Here is a 16,024-nt window from a genome sequence, read left to right on the forward strand (position 1 = left end):
CCGGCCGCCCCGCCGCCTCCGGCACGCCCCTGGCCGGCGTCCCCCCGCCGCCAGGGGCACGGAAGGATGACGGCGGACGGTGCCCGGAGTGATATCTCGCCTTCGCCGGGTAGTGCGGAGCGGCAGGTAACCCCCTAGCCGCGGAGGCGAGATCTCTCATGTTGGGTTCGTCAGCCGGGCCGGCCGGATCGCCCGCCGTCGACCGGCGGCTCCTGGTCAGCTACGACAACTATCCCGCGGCGCAGCGCGCCGTGGACACCCTCTCCGACGCGGGGTATCCCGTGCAGAATGTCGCCATCGTCGGTAGTGACCTGCGGATGGAGGAGCTGGTCACCGGGCGGCTGACCAACGGCCGCGCCGCCGCCCAGGGCGCGGTCAGCGGCGCCGTCTTCGGCCTGGTCATCGGCCTGTTCCTCGGGCTGTTCACCACGACGACCGCGTCGTTCTTCGCCCTGGTGGTGTGGGCCATCCTGTGGGGCGCCGTTCTGGGCGGCGCCTTCGGATTCACCAGTCACGCGTTCAAGGGCGGCACCCGGGACTTCACCTCGCGCAGCGCGATCGTGGCGGGCCGGTACGACGTCCTGGTGCCCTCCGCCGCGCTGGAGGAGGCGCTGGCCGTGCTGGAGGGCGGGACCAAGCCCGCCGACACCGTCGTGGTCGCCCGCCCGCCGTCCAGCGGCCCGCTGTCCACCGCGGCCGCGCCCGCCAGGCCCGCTGCGCCCGCGGCGACCACCGCTTCGGGTAGCGTCCCCGGCACCTCTCCTGCCGGCCCTGCCGCCCGCACACCGCACGCCGACTCTGCCTCGCACGCACCGCAGGCGGACCGTGCCGCGTCCGCAGCCCAGAGGGGCCCCGCGCCGCACGCGGATCCCGCCGGCCCCGCTTGGGAGACCGGCGACGCCGCTCCTACGTCTCGGACGGACGCCGACGGCTCCGTGCCGGGGACCGGCGGCGTCACCTCCTGGCCCCAGGCCCAGATGCCGGGTGTCTCGCCGCAGATGGCCGGCGAGCAGGCCTCCCGCGAAGAGTCCACCGACGCGCGCCGTGCGGCCACCGCGGTGACGGGAGCCGGTGCGGCGGCGGCCTCGCCGGACCCGGCGCACGCGGACCGCGACCAGGCCGACCCGGAGTCTCCGGACATGGCGGCGGACGCCGGACGCATGGGCACGGCGGAGTCGAGCATCGTCCGCCCGGCCACCAGCCGCGAGGAGGCCATGGAGGAGGCCACCGTCGCCATCCCACTGTCCGCGGTGCCGACGCAGCGGCGCGGTGAAGCCGAGTCACCCGCGGCCGCTCCCCGCTCGGCGGGCACACCGCTCACGGCCACGCCGTCTGGGAGCTCCGCCGACACCTCGGCCACGAGCACGCCATCCACCGGCACGTCGCCTGAGGACGCGCCTTCCGAGGACGCGCGGTACGGCGACGACCGGCGCGCCACCACCCCGTCCGGCCAGGACCGGCTGGCATAGCCGGCGCCGGGGAACCGGTCGCCAGGCGGGCCGCCAGCGCGGTCGCGCGGGACGCCTGGCGACCGGCCGCACACTCCGCCGCCGGGCCCCCGCTCCTCGCCGTCTCACGAAGGGCACTGCTGCGTCACGCCAGGGTGGCCGACCTGCGGGCGCGGACCGACACCCTGCGCGCGGAGTCCGCCGGGCTGCTGCCGACGTCAGGCGCATCACCGAGCACTTCTTCATGCTCCGGCGGGAGGTGGCCGTCAAGGAGTTGCTCGGCGCGTCGGAGCCGACCCGGCCCCAGCGAGAGTTGTTCACCACGCGTCTGGACGAACCGCGATTCCCGGCGGCCACGATGGGCCCCTGTTCCGGGCTTGCTCGCCGCGTCACCCCGGTCGGCGAAGCACATCGCGTGCGGAGATCGGTCTGTCACGCTCCATGCCGGAGGCGAAGCCGTGACATCGCTACCGGTCGAGGCCGACGGCCCGCCCGGCGGCGTACGGGCGGTGCGGTGACCAGCGATGGCGCCGCGTGACCCGGGTGGTGGTGGCGATGACACGCGGCAGTCGATCGGCGGTCGTCCACAGGTGCGTGCCCTCGGCGTCCAGTGACCCCCGCGACCCCGTAGAGTCGTCCGGTCGGCCGATCACGGCCGGCGATCCATCCAGGCGCCCGTCCGCTCGGGCGGGCGCGATCGACCAAGGAGAACACGTGGCACTCACGAAGCCCGAGATCGACTTCCCCGAGGGCGAGCCGCCGGCGGACCTCGAGATCGTCGACATCACCGTGGGAGACGGTGAGGAGGCCAAGCCGGGGCACACCGTGAAGGTGCACTACGTCGGCGTCTCGTTCTCCACCGGCGAGGAGTTCGACGCGTCCTGGAACCGCGGCGACGCCTTCCAGTTCCCGCTGGGCGCCGGCCGGGTCATCGCCGGGTGGGACCAGGGCGTGGCCGGCATGCGCGTGGGCGGGCGCCGCAGGCTCGTCATCCCCCCGCACCTGGGGTACGGCAACCGTGGCGCGGGCAACGCCATCAAGCCGGGCGAGACGCTGATCTTCGTCGTCGACCTGCTCGGCGTGAGCTGAGCAAGGCGCCACGCACAGCCGGACGGCCGGCCCACCACCACGGGCCGGCCGCCGGAGCGCGCCCCTCCCGCACGCTCCGGTCCCCGGGGAGTGGCCGGCCTGACGCTCTTCCATCCCCGATCACCGGGCGACGGCATCGCTCAGCGCAGCACACCACCGACCGCACGGTAAGCATCCGACCATCGGCTTCGCTCGGTGTCCCTTGGCACGGCCGACGCTGACAACCGTCGGCCGATGACGTGGCTCAGGGGCCTTTCGGCGTGGCGCACCCCCGGCCGGCACGACGGGCGACCTCGCTCTGCGCGGTCCGCGGTGAACTGGCACGATGAGAGGCGTGTTGCTCATCGATCTCGCACGCACTTCCGCTGCCGTGGCGGCGAGCCCGGCCCGCCTCGCCAAGATCGGGCACCTGGCCGAGCTGCTGAGCCGGGTCGAGCCGGACGAGGCCGAGATCGCCATCGCCTACCTCTCCGGCGAACTACCGCAAAGGCAGATCGGCGTGGGCTGGCGCACCCTTCAGGACATCCCCGAGCCGCGCCAGGTGGCGACGGCCACTCTCTGCCAGATCGACGGGCTGCTCAGCCGGATCAAGGCACGCACGGGGCCAGGGTCGCAGGCCGCACGCAAAGAGCTGGTCGGTGAGCTGTTCCGGTCGGTCACGCGGCAGGAGCAGTCCTTCCTGTTGCGCCTGCTCGGTGGTGAGCTCCGGCAGGGCGCGCTGCACGGGGTCATGGTGGAGGCCGTGGCCAGGGCGGCGGACGTCCCCGCGGCGGAGGTCAGGCGTGCCCTCACTCTGCGCGGATGGCTGCCCGCCGTCGGCGCTGCCGCCCTGACCGGCGGTGTCGCGGCGCTGCGTGACTTCCATCTGGAGGTGGGCCGTCCGGTCGCGCCCATGCTCGCGCAGAGCGCGCCGAACGTCCCGGCCGCGATGGAGAAGCTCGGCGGCCTCGCGGCACTGGAGTGGAAGATCGACGGCATCCGGGTGCAGGCGCACCGTTCCGGTACCGAGATCAGGGTGTTCACCCGCACGCTGGACGACATCACCGCGCAGGTGCCCGAGCTGGTGGAGGCCGTGCTCGCCCTGCCGGTCGACGACATCGTGCTGGACGGCGAGGTGATCGCCCTGCGCCCGGACGGCCGGCCGGAGCCGTTCCAGGTCACCGCGTCCCGGGTGAGCAGCAAGACCGACACCGCGCGCCTGCGCGAGACGACGCCACTGAGCGTGTTCTTCTTCGACGCCCTGCGCGTCGGCGGAGCCGACCTGCTGGACCTGCCCGACTCCGAGCGGCACGAGGCGCTCGTGAGCACGGTGCCCGCCGAGCTGATCGCGCCGCGCCTGGTCACCGCCGACCCCGAAGAGGGCATGACGTTCTTCGCTCAGGTCCTGCGCCGCGGGCACGAGGGGGTCGTGGCCAAGTCCCCCACCACTCCGTACGCCGCCGGCCGTCGCGGAGCGGGCTGGGTGAAGGTGAAGCCCCGCCACACGCTCGACCTGGTCGTGCTCGCCGCCGAGTGGGGGCACGGGCGGCGCGAGGGCAAACTCTCCAACCTGCACCTCGGCGCGCGGGACCCGCGGTCGGGTGACTTCGTGATGCTGGGCAAGACGTTCAAGGGCCTGACCGACGAGCTGCTGGCCTGGCAGACCGAGCGCTTCCTCGCCATGGCGGACGGTCCGAGCGACGAATGGGTGGTCAGGGTGCGGCCCGAGATGGTGGTCGAGGTCGCCTTCGACGGGGTGCAACGATCTCCGCGCTACCCGGGAGGCATGGCGCTGAGGTTCGCGCGTGTACTGCGCTACCGCCCGGACAAGCGGGCCGAGGACGCCGACACCGTCGACTCCGTCCGCGAACTCCTCCTCTGACCGTTCCACTCATCGCGACCGCCCCCTCCGGTATCGCCGCCCACCCGTCCGTGCCCTGACCGCACATCCTCCATCGCCGCGCCGCGGTCACCTTCGGGACAGGAAAGCAGCGCCGCCAGACCGCGGCCGACCTGCTCAGGCTTTCGAGTGAGCGTGACCGGATCGGCCGGCACCGCTGATCGCCGTTCGGCACCCGGCCGCAGGCGGACTTCTCCGCGCTCTCCCTCGGGAAGTCGTCACCGTCACCGAGGACGCCCATGACGGCCCGGCTGCGGCACCATCGCACCTTCCGCCTCCATCGGAGCCCGGACAGCACCTTGATCACTCAGCGGATCCGACTGATCACAGAGAGAGTGACTTACGTCACTTTACCAGTGCTTTATCTCCCTTGGATGCCCGTTTGTCCCATATGGTGCTGGAACTCGCGCGGTGACCCCCCTCCGGTCCCGCGCATCGGGACCCGCGCACGGCCGCCGGCCGTGCTCTCGCGCCCTTGAGCGCCGGCGTCCCGCGTCCTTGTCCCCCACTTAGGACCGTGGTTCCCCTTGGGCCTGCACGCCTCCCCCACCCGCTGGTACGAGAAGAGCCTCAGCCGAGCGAGGCAAGGTGCGCGCGAACGGCGACGCCCCGCCTCCCTCGCCCACGCCGTCACCTCCACCGTCGCCGTCACCGTCGTGGTGACCGCCGCCGTCACCGGCGCCTGGATCGCCATCGGCGCCCCCGGACCGTCCTCCCTGCTCACGAGTGCCGATCTGATCCCCGTGGGCCACTCTCCCTCCGCTCCCCCCGCTTCTCCCTCCGACATGACGTCCCTCGCGGCGGCCCGCCACGGATCACCCGTGCCGGCATCGACACCCGCCCCGTACAACGCGTGGATCGGCTCCCTGTCTCTGGCGACCGCCGGCGTGTCCACAACACTGTCGCCGTTCGCCCGCACCGCGAGCGGCACCGAGTCGGCCGGCAGCGAATCGGCCGGCACGCCGGCAAGCGCCTCCGCCACCGATTCCGGGCGTACCGCCAAGGCTTCGGCGCCCAGTGGCTCCGGAACCACCGGGAAGCAGGCCTCCGCTTCGGGCGGGAGTGGCAAGAAGCGCGCGGTGAAGCGGGCCAAGGTGATCGCCTCCGGCCGCTGCGGGGCCTCGTACTACGACGAGGGCCAGGTCACGGCCAACGGCGAGCGCTTCAATCCGAACGCGATGACCGCAGCGCACAAGACGCTTCCCATGGGCAGCAGGGTGCGGGTCACCAATCCACGCAACGGCAAGACGGTGACGGTGCGCATCAACGACCGCGGCCCGTACGTGAGCGGCCGGTGCCTGGACCTGTCACGCGCCGCCTTCGACGCCATCGGCAGCCTGTCCACCGGAGCCATGCCCGTGAAATACGCCGTCCTGGCCCGCTGACCACGCCGCGTCCCGCTCACCGCCGCGCTGGCTGCGGCCCGCGCCCCAGCGACGTCGCCCCTTCGACTCCAGACGACGCCGAGCCTCGGGCCGGCCACCATCGCCCCGCGATGGTCACCCCCCGTCCACTTCGTCGGCCACGGGCGCGACGCGTCTGGTCACTTGATCAGGCGCAGGGTGAGCGGGTAGCGGAAGTCGCTGTCGTTGAGGGCGGTGACCATGCCGACGACCCCTAGGACGAAAGCGGCGATCCATATCACCGGGATCAGGATCACCCCGACCACGGTGAAAGGCAGCACGATGGTCGCGGCGAGCACCGTGAGGTGGAAGTTCAGCGACTCCACCGCGTGGCTGCGGATGTAGGGAGAGGTCCGGCCGCCGGCGAGCAGCATGATCAGCGGGCCGATGACCGACAGTCCGAGGATCGGCAGAACGTGGGCCGCCGCAGCACCGAGCCGGTCGTTGCCGGTCAGCCCCGTCGGCCGGTGACCCGCGGCCACGCGCGGCCGCGGTGCCGGAGCGGACGTTGCGCCCCAGGAGGGGTACAGGTCCCGCATGATCGGGATGAGGTCGGCATGCGTACGGGCGGTCATCGCCCGATGGAGCCGCTCGTCGAACTCGTCCTTGTCGAGCCTACCCTCGGCGTACGCGGAGGTGACGTGCTCGACCACATGGTCGCGATCTTGGTTGGTGACCCGGAGCCGGGGATGGGGAGCCGGCCCCCATCCTCCTGCCGACGGTGTCGCCGGAGGTCTGACTACCCCTGCCATCAGCGGTCGCACCTTTCCCGTAGAACGCGGTGTCTCCTCCATTCTTCGTCTCCCAGCAAAACCGGTCCATCCGGAACAACCCCGACGCGACCCCGATGTGGCCCGGAGTTGCCCATTCGTCGCCCGGTCCAGGTATAAGAGTGTTATGGGATGGCGAGATCGCTATGGCATTCGTCGGCTGCGTGGTACCCGAATCGCCAAGTTCGACCGTGAGGCGAACGACGGCGACATCGAGGCGTTGATCGCCTTCGCGAAGTCCCGGCGCGGTGTGGAGTTCTATGTGGAGCCGGAGACGTTCGCCACCGACACCACCGCGGTCGCCGTCGCCCACGACGGCGAGTGGACGCGCCGTCGAGTCGGCTCCCCCGCCGTCATCATCAAGGTGGCCAGAAACCTGGCGCTGCCCGTCTACGACGTCCAGCTCACCGGCTATCCGAACAGGATGCGGGCCTACAACGAGCGGCGCAGGAACGAGGCCTCCCAGGAGTGAGACGCCCGCCAGGCGCTCCCGGTCGTCGTCCCTGATCGGACGTCCCCGGCGTCCGCTCCTTACTACCGGTCCCCACCTCGCCATGCCTCTCATCCCCCCAGCCCTGCCTCTCATCACGCCCAGCCCTGCCCGCCGCTACGCCGCTCACGGGGCCGCACCTGCCGGCCGGTCCGCCACACGCTCATCATCCCGACCCGGCGCTCCGCCACCCCCTCACCGCGTGGACCCACCTGCCGACCGGCGCCGCACGCTCACTGCCATGCGTCACTTTCCGGCCGGTCCGCCACACGCTCACCGCCGGGCGACACCTCTGGCCGCCTCCCACGCCGCTCACCGCGCACGATCTCACCTGCGGGGCGGCGCTCACCGCCACGGGCCGGCCCTGTCGCATACTCACCACCCGCCCCGGGGGTGGGGTCATGCCGGCGGGAGCGCATGATCGTCGATGAGGGCCAGCATGGGCTGGAGCCATTCGATGCGGGGTGGGCCCATGCCGGCGTCGAGCTCGGCCGAGGTGGGCATGCGGCGGCGGAGAATCTCCGGGTTGACCAGTTGCCGCAGGCCCTGAGCCAGCAGGTTGGCCATCGAGTAGGACGCGTCGGCCTCGAGGGCCCGCTCGACCGCGATGCCGGCGAGCGCCGAGTCGCCACGACGCCAGGCCGCGGCGGCCAGCAGGGATGCGACCGGAGGCACGAAGGCCGGCTCCAGCCGGCGCGTGAGGTCGCTCCACAGGCCGACATGAGCGTCCAGCTCGTCGTCCTGCATGAGGGCCCACACCTCGTCACGGATGCGAATCACGCACAGGTCGATGCCGAGCCGGGCGGCCTCGGCATCGGAGAGCGCCCCGCTGTCGCGGAAGGTGTGAGGGGAGGCGCGCACCCGCGCCAGCCCCTCGGCGACGAACGCGCCCGGGATCTCGAGCGGGTCCGCCATGGCGGCGAACTCCGCCCGCAGGCGGGCGGCCACCGAGCGGGTGGCCTCGCGCATCTTCTCTCGCACGGCTCCCGTCGTGGGCGTGACCAGGCCGCGCAGCGCTTCGCGATCGGGCAGGGCCACCAGGCCGTCGTAGGCGGCCTGGACGGCCACCTCTCCGGCCACCGGATCGTACGCGCGCCCCTCGGGCGGACAGCACTCGACGCGGGTGCAGACGTAGGACCAGTAACGCCCGCCCTCGGCGCGCAGGGCCTCGATGACCGTGACGCCGGCGTCGGCGAGCAACCGCATGGCCTGGTCGATGGCGGGCGTCACCAGGGCGCCGCCCCCGAAGCCGGCCAGGACGGTGTGGGTGACCTCCTCCTGCTTGAGGAGGGGGACAAGGCGGTCGAGCTCTCCGGGCGGGATCGGGAGGTCCCATCGGGTGGTCACCCTCAGCCGGCCGCGTGCCCCCCGGCCGGCGAAGGCGATCACCACCAGGCTGTCGGCCGGGTGGAAGCCCAGAAGGTAGGGCACGGCTCCGAGGACGTCGTCGGGAGAGGTCAGGAGGATCGGTGTCGTCGTCATGGACCGGAGCATCGCCGCCCGGCCCGGACACCATCAGGCCGAACGAAGTTCTGTGGACAGCGGTTCATGACCGGCTCGGATATGAGCGCATCCCGCACCCGGGTCGCTTTGCGGACCCATCGCCCCTCATATGGACCTATGGCGGACCGGACCACTGCCCCAGCGAGCCGCCCGCAATGGGGCCGATGACACGCAACGCCGCATTTCCGGCCGGCAGTGCATCCACAGGCGGTCACCGTCGCACGCCGCCCGCGCAAAGCCGGAGGTTCCGATGCGCCTACGCCCGCGGTTCCGCTGCGCTCGCATGCGGGAGCGCGCACCACAGGGGCCGATCGGGCCGACCGCCGGGGTCCAGGGAGGATGACGAACGGATCAACGGCCGGGCGGGGAGGATGCGGGGCCGGCCGGCAGGCGGGTGCGGACCATGATCGTGGCACCGGCCACCGCGGCCGGCATGGCGACGACCGCGCCGAAGGGGATGAGGAACACCAGGAACACCAGCACGCCGAAGCCGAGGGCGGGCGACCGGTCGGCGCGCAACGCGGCGAAGCGCTGCCTGCGTCCGAGCCCTCTGCGCTCCATGGCCAGCGCGGTCAGCTCGACCGTGAGGAAGAATCCGGACACCGCGGCGCCCAGTACCGGAACGACCGTCTGGCCGATCACCGGCACGAAGCCCAGGATGAACAGCGGGACGGTGAACATCAGCACGTATCCGAGCGTGATGAGGCTGTCGCGCACGGACCGGATGATCGACCGCCAGAGCGGGACGTCGGCCGCCTTCTCGACCCCGCCCATGTCGTCCTCGACGCGTTCGGAGAGCTTCTCGTAGAAGGGCTCGCCGATGGCCAGGGTGGCGGCGGTGAAGGTGACGACGGACAGCACCAGCCCGAGCGCGAACACCGCGATGCCGAGCAGGAAGCGCAGCGTGTCACGCAGTGCGGGCCCCCAGTCGTCGGCGAACGGGGTGGCCCAGGCGGCGATGTCGCCCGCGTAGCCGCCCAGCAGCACGAGCGCCACCACGTAGAGGACCAGGGCGATCAACGCGGGGACGAGCCCGAAGAGCCACTGGCGAGGATGGCGGGCGACCCAGGCGACGCCCTGCAGGAAGTACTTGATCCCGTCGGCGAAGCCTCCGACGCCGCGGCGGATCGGCTGCCCGATGCTGTTCATGCCCGGCAGGCTAATGCCTCGCGCCCGGATCGTGGCGAGATCAGGTGAAAGATCGCCAGACCGACGTCACGGGGACACCCAGTTCCGCGAAGAGCCGGCGGAGCAGCGGCAGCGAGATGCCCAGCACGTTGCCGTGGTCACCGTCGATGCCGTCCATGAACCAGCCGCCGAGCCCGTCCAGCGTGAAGGCGCCGGCCACGCGCACCGGCTCGCCACTGTGGGCGTACGCGGCGATCTCGTCGTCGCTGGGAGTGCCGAACCGCACGACCGTCGAGCCCACCTCCGCGGCGGTGACCCCCGTCGCGGCGTCGATCACGCAGTGCCCGGTGAGCAGCCGGCCGGTGCGCCCGCGCATCGAGCGCCACCGGGCGGCGGCCTCCTCGGCCGACGCCGGCTTACCGTACGCGCGCCCGTCCAGCTCCAGCACCGAGTCGCAGCCGATCACCAGCCCGGCGGCCAGGCTCCCGGCCACCACCGACGCCTTGGCCCGGGCCAGCGTGAGGCTGAGCTCGGCGGGGGACGCCGCGGTGACGGCCTCCTCGTCCACGCCGCTGACGATCACCTTGGGGTCGAGCCCGGCGCTGCGCAGCAACGCGAGCCGGGCGGGCGACGAGGACGCGAGAACGATCTCTGTCATCTTTTCCGATCTTTCAGGCCCGTGGTCCCTTAAGCCTAAGGGGCTCCCGGAGCCGGCCGCCCAGCCTCCGGGGCCCCCTCATCGGGGACCGAGCGGTGCAGTGCCGCCGACGGGTCAGAGCGGGCGCAGGCCGGACATCAGGGTGTTGATGTCGGCCCAGCGCTTCTTCTGCGCGTCCGGGATGGTGATGAAGACCATGGCGGGCTTGGCCGAGGGGACCTCGACGAGGGCCACGGCCGCCGTGGCGACATGCTTGTCGCCGCCGGCCTTGTACTTCACGCGGTAGCCGAGCAGCCAGCCCTTGCGCTTGCCCGCCTTGAAGGCCTGGGAAGCGGTCCAGGTGATCGTGGCGCCGCGCGGGTGGTAGTTCAGGGTCCAGCGCGCCGCCACGTAGGCGGTGTCCCTGAGCTCGTCTTGCACGGCGATCGGCACCGGGCAGGACACGAGCAGGCCACGGTGCCCGGCCCGCTTGACCATCGGCAGCACGCGACGGGTCGCGAACGGAGCCGACTTGGTGAGCTTCCACGCCTTGGCGAACCGCGGGAACGAGATGCCGGACCGCCTGTCCTTCACCCGGCCCTTCGTCGGCGCGCCATGCCCGGGATAGTTGGCGAGCTTGCGCACGGCCGGCGGCGCGGGGATGCGCGGGTCGGCCTTCGCGGTGGCGAGCGCGCTCTTGACCTCCGGCGCGGGGGTCGGCACCGGCGACGCGGACGTGGACGAGGATGGCGTCGATGCGGACGGTACGGAGACGGGCGTTGTGACGGGGGCCGCGCCCGAGGTGGCCGGGACGCCAGCCGGCGCGGACGGCTCGCCCGCCGTGGTGCTCTGGGTGGTCTGGGTGCCCTGAACAGGCTGTGCGGGCCGCGGCGGCTCGCCACGGCCGGCCGCCGTGGGCGTCCCCTTGCTCCAGCCCGTCACCGAATAGACCACGGCGGCCACCACGAGGGCCAGTGCGACGACCGCGCCCGCGACTCCGCGGTAGATGACGCGCATCGGCAGGTCGCCCAGCCGGGAGAACACGGAGCGGCGGCGCCGTGCGGGAGGCGGCGGCGGAGGCTCCTCGACGGTGATCTTCGGCAGCGGAGCGGTCTCCGCTTCCGCCGTCACGTACGTTGGGACGGCTTTGGTCCCGTAGTTCCCACCCACCCCATTTGGCACGTTCGGAGCGTACGGCAATTCACCGGATCATGTCCGAATTCCCGATCACACTTCGGGAACGAGTGCCCGCTCGGCGAGGCTTGCCATGCGCCCTGACCTTCGCTTTCGCCCTCCGTCAACGCCGGGGGCGAGGCCGCCCGGACGGGATCGGGCAGCCCCCTTACCAGCAAGTATGATCATGGACGATCGTCGGCGCCCGTCCGGGGCGAGGGGTCCCGCAGCGGGCCCCAGCCCGCCGGGCGCAACCCGCCGAGCCGCAGCCACGGCGCGTCGGCGACGACGGTGCGCGAGCCCGGTTCGATCTCGGTGAACCCCGCGTCCCTGACGACCGGCAGGCCGCTGTCCACCAGGGCGGCCCACCGCCACGGCTCCGCGGTGCGGACGGCGACCGCGAGCCCCTGCTCACGCCAGGCGGCGCGGGCCTCCCCGTCGCTGCCCCACCAGGCGAGCTGGGCCGCGTGCCCGGCCTGCGCCATCGCCTTGCCCGCCGACATCTCCAGTGACGGGTTGAACCACAGCACCGCCTCGTCCGGTGGCGGCGGGCCCGGCGGCCGCGAGTCGGCGAGGTCGGTGCCGGAGACCTGAAGGCGGGACAGCTCCTTGGGCCAGGCGTCGAGCGGGATCGGCGGGTGCACCCGCACCTCGGCCGAGCGCAGGGTGACGGTGATGCCGTCGAGCTCCTGCACCCGCCGCCACTCGACGCCCCTGGCCCGGCGCACGACCTTCCTGATGCCGATGGTCTCCCACGCGGCGACCGCCTCGGCCCACTCGCCGCTCACCGCGCGCTCGTCGTCGAGCAGCGTGAGGACGGCCCGGGCCGCCGCTTCGAGGGCGTCGGTCCGCTCGGGAGGCGTGGCACGCTCGATGCGGACGACCAGGGGGAGCACTCTTTGATCCGGCGCGTTCACGCCACCAAGGATCCCACCACCGGCGCGAGTGGGGTCGGCGGGGCGTCAGCGGCCGGCCGCGGCGATGCCTTCGGGCACCGCGGCCGACGGCGGGGCGGGGTCGGCTTTGCGGGCGATGCGTAGCGACATGACCGCGGCCAGCGCGCACAGCGCTCCGGCGCCGTACCAGGCCGCGTCGTAGTGGCCGAGGTGGTCGCGCGTCAGGCCGGCCGCCACGGCGGCGACGGCCGCACCGATCTGGTGGGAGGCGAACACCCAGCCGAACACCACGCCGCCGTCCTTGCCGAACAGCTTGCGGCACAGCGCCACGGTCGGCGGGACGGTGGCCACCCAGTCCAGGCCGTAGAAGATGATGAACACGAGCATGCTCGGCTGCGCCGTCGCCGCGAACAGCGGCGGCAGCACCAGCAGTGACGCACCGCGCAGCGCGTAGTACGCCCCGAGCAGCACCCGCGAGTCGACCCGGTCGCTGAGCCAGCCGGAGAAGATCGTTCCGGCGATGTCGAAGATGCCGATGAGGGCGAGCAGGCCGGCGGCGGTGGTCTCGGCCATGCCGTGGTCGTGCGCGGCGGGGATGAAGTGCGTTCCCACCAGCCCGTTGGTGCTCGCGCCGCAGATGGCGAAGCCGCCGGCGAGGTACCAGAACGAACGGGTACGCGCCGCCGACCGCAGCACGCTGATCGCCCGCACCGCCGCGCCGCCTCTGGGAGCGGCGACGGGAGCCATGGGCACGGGGGGATCGGAGACGGGTTCGGCGCCCAGGGCGGTCAGGCCGACGTCTTCGGGGCGGTCGCGGAGCAGCAGCCAGACCAACGGGACGACGGCGAGCGCCGCCACGGCCACCACCACGGCGGCCGTCCGCCAGCCCGGGCCGCCGGCCAGCCAGGCGAGCACGGGCAGGAAGACGAGCTGTCCCGTGGCGCCTCCGGCGGTCAGCACGCCGGTGACGATGCCGCGGTGCCGCACGAACCACCGGTCGGTGACGGTGGCGACGAAGACCAGCGCCATCGAACCGGTGCCGAGCCCGACCAGCACGCCCCAGCACAGGATGAGCTGCCAGCTGGAGGTCATGAAGACCGTGAGCCCGCTGCCGAGGGCGACCAGCAGCAGCGCGGAGGCGACCACGCGGCGCATGCCGAGCCGGTCCATCAGAGCGGCGGCGAACGGCGCGGTCAGGCCGTACAGCGTCAGGTTCACCGACACGGCCGAGGAGATGGTCCCCCGGGACCAGCCGAACTCGGTCTCGAGCGGAGTGATCAGCACTCCGGGTGTGGCGCGGAAGCCGGCGGCCCCGATGATCGCGACGAAGGCCACCGCCGCCACCGCCCAGGCCCGGTGCGGCCACCGTCCGCGCCGCGCGTCTTGGGTCAACATCATGTCGCCAATAGTGGCTTGTCCGATTTGCTGGCGTGAGTGGCTTGACAGCCAACATGTGAAAGGATCCGGCCATGGTTCACCGGATCGCCGTCGTCGTCCTGGACGATTTCGCCACCCTCGACCTCGGCGTTCCCGGCCAGGTCTTCCACGTCGCCGAGGACGCCGATGGCCGGCGGCTGTACGAGATCATCACCTGCACCCCTGGTGGGCGCGCCGTGCGCGGGCCGGCCGGGTTCAGCGTGGTCCCCGACCACGACCTGTCGGCTCTGGCCACGGCGGACACCGTGATCGTCGGAGGCGTCCACGGCGGCTCGGCGCTCACCGACGGGACGATCGACGACGAGCTGCGCGACGCCCTGCGCCTGGCCGCCGCCCGCTCGCGGCTGATGTCGATCTGCACGGGGGCGTTCGTGCTGGCCGCCGCCGGGCTGCTCGACGGCCGGCCCGCCACGACGCACTGGAGGAACGCCGAGCTGTTCCGCTCGCTGTACCCGCGGGTGCTGCTCGATCCCGACGTGCTGTTCATCGACGACGGCGACCTGCTGACCTCCGCCGGCGTCGCCGCGGGCATCGACCTGTGCCTGCACGTGATCCGCCGCGACCACGGCAGCGAGGTCGCCAACCGGGTGGCACGGCGCTGCGTGACCCCGCCGTGGCGGGAGGGCGGCCAGGCACAGTTCATCGAACGTCCGCTGCCCCCCGCCGGGGACGCCACCACCGCGCCCACCCGCGCGTGGATGCTGGAACGGCTCCAGGAGCCGCTGGACCTGACCACCTTGGCCAGGCACGCGCGCATGAGCGTGCGCACCTTCACCCGGCGCTTCCGCGAGGAGACCGGCTTCAGCCCCGCACGGTGGCTCATCCGGCAGCGGGTCGAGCGTGCCCGCCACCTGCTCGAGACGACCGACCTGCCCGTCGACCAGGTGGCGGTCCGGGCGGGCTTCGGCACGTCCGTCTCACTGCGCCAGCACCTGCACGCCACGGTGGGCGTGGCCCCGCTGGCCTACCGGCACACCTTCCGCGCGGCGGCCCCGGCGGCCTCCGGTTCCCCCTGACCCGGGCGTGTCACTCGCACCGGCGCTCTTGATCGGCCCGCGGCCGATGCCGGTCGAACCGGGATCCCGGTGCCGGGGCAGGACGTTGTTCGTGCCGGACGGCGAGGGCCGGGCGTGGACGATGCCATCCGCGGGTGGCCGTCGCCTCCGGCGGCGCGCCGCCCACGCTCGGGCAGGACGACAAGCACCACATCGCCATCTTGGTCTCGGTCACCAGGGACGCGCATACGAAAAACCGCCTCCTGGCCGCGGTGCATCCGCAGCCGGAAGGCGGTTCTATGATCTTGTGGAGCTATGGGGATTCGAACCCCAGACCTCCTCCATGCCATGGAGGCGCGCTACCAACTGCGCTATAGCCCCTCGTCACGTTGCGGGCGGACTCACCGGTCAGGTCCCGGCCGCTTCGTGCTCCGCTAGTGTATCGGACTTCGCCCTCTACTCCGAACCAGCTCAAGATCGCCGCGACCCGAGAGAGCGGCCCTGCCTCCGAAGAGGGATTCCCGGTCACCATCCGGGGACGCGTTGACAGCGCGACTCACCCAGGGTAACGATTAGTCACCCCGAGTAATCGCTCGCTAGGAGCCGAGATGGACCTGAGCCCCCACGCGCTCAACGCCGGATCCGCGTTCGACACCAGCGACGTCGACCAGGACGGCTACATCGACAAAGAGGACATGCGTCTGGTCGGCCTGCATCTGGCCGACCGCCTCGGCCTGCACGCCGACTCCCCCGCCCGCGCGGGCCTGCTGGCCGCCTACGCCCACGTGTGGGCGAACATCGTCGCGGCCGTCGGCACCGACGACAACGGCCGGATCAGCCGTCAGCGGTACATCGAGTACGCCACCTCCCCCACACTGGACCGCACGCACTTCATCGTGGCGATCGTCTGGCCCATCACCGACGCCCTGTGGGACGCGCTCGACACCGACGGCGACCATAAGCTCGGCATGCGGGAGTACCTCCACCTCTGGTCGGCGTACGACGTCGAGACGGCCGAGGCTCGGGAGGCGTTCATCCTGCTGGACACCGACGGCGACGGGCACCTCGGCAAGGACGAGTTCGCCCAGGCCATGTACGACTTCTACTTCAGCGAAGATCCGCGAAAGACCGCCATCCCGATCCTCGGCCGCTCCTAGACCGGGCGGCCCCCCGCGC

The 16,024-nt window shown here is 72.3% G+C and carries 15 protein-coding genes and 1 tRNA gene; 7 read left to right on the forward strand and 9 right to left on the reverse strand.

Annotated features, from left to right (window positions below; translation table 11 throughout):
• The first annotated feature begins 158 nt into the window (after positions 1-158).
• Positions 159-1,469, forward strand: coding sequence for a general stress protein (locus IEY93_RS23430; protein ID WP_189165262.1), 1,311 nt, complete (start codon positions 159-161; stop codon positions 1,467-1,469).
• A gap of 446 nt (positions 1,470-1,915) precedes the next feature.
• On the opposite strand, the gene IEY93_RS23435 is transcribed toward IEY93_RS23430, so the two are convergent.
• Positions 1,916-2,101 (reverse strand): hypothetical protein, encoded by a 186-nt coding sequence (locus IEY93_RS23435; protein ID WP_189165263.1) that lies wholly within the window; start codon positions 2,099-2,101, stop codon positions 1,916-1,918.
• A 61-nt stretch (positions 2,102-2,162) separates the two neighbouring features.
• Here IEY93_RS23435 and IEY93_RS23440 point away from each other — a divergent pair, with 61 nt between their 5' ends.
• The 3 genes from IEY93_RS23440 to IEY93_RS39595 all read left to right on the forward strand — a co-directional run bounded on the left by IEY93_RS23440 (position 2,163) and on the right by IEY93_RS39595 (position 5,801).
• A complete protein-coding gene (locus IEY93_RS23440; RefSeq protein ID WP_189165264.1) occupies positions 2,163-2,537 on the forward strand; it encodes an FKBP-type peptidyl-prolyl cis-trans isomerase in 375 nt (124 codons plus the stop codon).
• 325 nt (positions 2,538-2,862) lie between these two features.
• A complete protein-coding gene (locus tag IEY93_RS23445) occupies positions 2,863-4,398 on the forward strand; it encodes an ATP-dependent DNA ligase (RefSeq protein ID WP_229691394.1) in 1,536 nt (511 codons plus the stop codon).
• 545 nt (positions 4,399-4,943) lie between these two features.
• Positions 4,944-5,801 (forward strand): septal ring lytic transglycosylase RlpA family protein, encoded by an 858-nt coding sequence (locus IEY93_RS39595; protein ID WP_275411985.1) that lies wholly within the window; start codon positions 4,944-4,946, stop codon positions 5,799-5,801.
• A gap of 158 nt (positions 5,802-5,959) precedes the next feature.
• Here the strand turns inward: IEY93_RS39595 and IEY93_RS23455 are convergent, their stop codons facing one another.
• Entirely contained in the window at positions 5,960-6,571 is a 612-nt protein-coding gene (locus IEY93_RS23455) for a DUF1707 and DUF4870 domain-containing protein (protein WP_189165266.1), read from the reverse strand.
• A gap of 145 nt (positions 6,572-6,716) precedes the next feature.
• On the opposite strand from IEY93_RS23455, the gene IEY93_RS23460 reads away from it, so the two are divergent.
• Positions 6,717-7,061, forward strand: coding sequence for a hypothetical protein (locus tag IEY93_RS23460; RefSeq protein ID WP_189165267.1), 345 nt, complete (start codon positions 6,717-6,719; stop codon positions 7,059-7,061).
• 417 nt (positions 7,062-7,478) lie between these two features.
• Here the strand turns inward: IEY93_RS23460 and IEY93_RS23465 are convergent, their stop codons facing one another.
• The 6 genes from IEY93_RS23465 to IEY93_RS23490 form a co-directional block, all read right to left on the reverse strand.
• Positions 7,479-8,561, reverse strand: a complete 1,083-nt coding sequence (locus tag IEY93_RS23465) for a DUF4192 domain-containing protein (protein WP_189165268.1) — start codon at positions 8,559-8,561, stop codon at positions 7,479-7,481.
• Between the two features lie 372 nt (positions 8,562-8,933).
• Entirely contained in the window at positions 8,934-9,731 is a 798-nt protein-coding gene (locus IEY93_RS23470) for an EI24 domain-containing protein (protein WP_189165269.1), read from the reverse strand.
• A 40-nt stretch (positions 9,732-9,771) separates the two neighbouring features.
• On the reverse strand, positions 9,772-10,368 hold the full coding sequence (locus IEY93_RS23475; protein ID WP_189165270.1) for a Maf family protein: 597 nt from the start codon (positions 10,366-10,368) through the stop codon (positions 9,772-9,774).
• A 114-nt stretch (positions 10,369-10,482) separates the two neighbouring features.
• Positions 10,483-11,478 (reverse strand): hypothetical protein, encoded by a 996-nt coding sequence (locus tag IEY93_RS23480; RefSeq protein WP_229691395.1) that lies wholly within the window; start codon positions 11,476-11,478, stop codon positions 10,483-10,485.
• A 227-nt stretch (positions 11,479-11,705) separates the two neighbouring features.
• Positions 11,706-12,437 (reverse strand): peptidyl-tRNA hydrolase, encoded by a 732-nt coding sequence (locus IEY93_RS23485; protein WP_203968484.1) that lies wholly within the window; start codon positions 12,435-12,437, stop codon positions 11,706-11,708.
• A gap of 45 nt (positions 12,438-12,482) precedes the next feature.
• Positions 12,483-13,814: an MFS transporter gene (locus IEY93_RS23490; RefSeq protein WP_203968483.1), complete on the reverse strand. Its 1,332-nt coding sequence runs from the start codon at positions 13,812-13,814 to the stop codon at positions 12,483-12,485.
• 71 nt (positions 13,815-13,885) lie between these two features.
• Here IEY93_RS23490 and IEY93_RS23495 point away from each other — a divergent pair, with 71 nt between their 5' ends.
• Positions 13,886-14,869, forward strand: a complete 984-nt coding sequence (locus tag IEY93_RS23495; protein WP_189165272.1) for a GlxA family transcriptional regulator — start codon at positions 13,886-13,888, stop codon at positions 14,867-14,869.
• Positions 14,870-15,156: 287 nt separating this feature from the next.
• On the opposite strand, the gene IEY93_RS23500 is transcribed toward IEY93_RS23495, so the two are convergent.
• Positions 15,157-15,229 (reverse strand) — tRNA-Ala (locus IEY93_RS23500).
• Positions 15,230-15,456: 227 nt separating this feature from the next.
• Here IEY93_RS23500 and IEY93_RS23505 point away from each other — a divergent pair.
• The gene (locus tag IEY93_RS23505) at positions 15,457-16,005 is read left to right on the forward strand and encodes an EF-hand domain-containing protein (RefSeq protein WP_189165273.1); all 549 of its coding nucleotides are present in this window, start codon (positions 15,457-15,459) and stop codon (positions 16,003-16,005) included.
• Positions 16,006-16,024: the final 19 nt, after the last annotated feature.

The sequence above is a fragment of the Sphaerisporangium melleum genome (assembly GCF_014646695.1).
Classification (GTDB): Bacteria; Actinomycetota; Actinomycetes; order Streptosporangiales; family Streptosporangiaceae; genus Sphaerisporangium; species Sphaerisporangium melleum.